Below are 1,107 nucleotides of genomic sequence, written 5' to 3'. Positions count from 1 at the left end.
CTCTATCTCGGCAATCTCTCGGCCAAGCGCGACTGGGGCCATGCCAAGGACTATGTCGAAGGCATGCATATGATCCTGCAGGCCGACAAGCCGGACGACTTCGTGCTCGCCACCGGCGAGACGCGCTCGGTGCGCGAGATGGTCGAATTGTCGTTTGCGCAAGTCGGCCGCCGCATCGAATGGCGCGGCACCGGTGTCGAGGAGACCGGGATCGATGCCAAGAGCGGCAAGACGGTGGTGAAGATCGATCCGGCCTATTTCCGTCCGACCGAGGTCGATCTCCTCATCGGCGATGCCAGCAAGGCGCGTCAGGTGCTCGGCTGGAAGCCGAAGCGGACCTTTGCCCAGCTCGTCGAGGAGATGGTAGCGAACGATCTGGCTGAAGCCAAACGGGACGTCGCAAATGGCAAACGCAGCGTTTGAGCTGACAGGCAGAAGCGTCTACGTCGCCGGCCATCGCGGCATGGTCGGCAGCGCGCTGCTGCGCCGGCTGGCGCGGGAGGACGTCAAGCTCGTCACCGTGGACCGGCGCGAGCTCGATCTCTGCAACCAGGCCGCGGTGTTCGACTGGTTCGCGCGCGTGCGGCCGCAGGTCGTCTTCCTCGCCGCCGCCAAAGTCGGCGGCATCGTCGCCAACGCCACGCTGCGCGCCGAGTTCATCTACGACAACATCGCGATCGCGGCCAACGTGATCCAGGCGGCGCATCACAACGGCGCCGAGAAGCTGATGTTCCTGGGCTCGTCCTGCATCTATCCGAAGCTGGCGGCGCAGCCGCTGCGCGAGGATTCGGTGCTGACCGGCCCGCTGGAGCCGACCAACGAGCCCTATGCGATTGCCAAGATCGCCGGCATCAAGATGGTCGAGGCCTATCGCAGCCAGTATGGCAGCGACTTCATCAGCGTGATGCCGACCAATCTCTATGGCCCCGGCGACAATTATCACCCCGAGCTGAGCCACGTCGTTGCCGCGCTGATCCGCCGCTTCCACGAGGCCAAGGTCGCGGGCGCCAACAGCGTCGTGGTCTGGGGCACCGGCACGCCGCGGCGCGAGTTCCTCTATGTCGACGACATGGCGGACGCCTGCGTGCACCTGATGAAGACCTATTC

2 protein-coding genes are annotated in these 1,107 nt (G+C 65.0%); both read left to right on the top strand.

The features are described from left to right. Positions 1-423: GDP-mannose 4,6-dehydratase (locus ABIB73_RS37535; protein ID WP_354232500.1), on the top strand; the 423-nt coding region annotated here is incomplete at its 5' end. Further along, the coding region (locus ABIB73_RS37530) for a GDP-L-fucose synthase family protein (RefSeq protein ID WP_354232499.1) at positions 404-1,107 on the top strand (704 nt) is incomplete at its 3' end. The genes ABIB73_RS37535 and ABIB73_RS37530, both read left to right, overlap by 20 nt.

It is taken from the genome of Bradyrhizobium sp. F1.4.3 (assembly GCF_040548375.1).
Classification (GTDB): Bacteria; Pseudomonadota; Alphaproteobacteria; order Rhizobiales; family Xanthobacteraceae; genus Bradyrhizobium.
The sequence above is the reverse complement of the archived record's forward strand: the minus strand, read 5'-3'. Positions and strand labels throughout refer to the sequence as shown.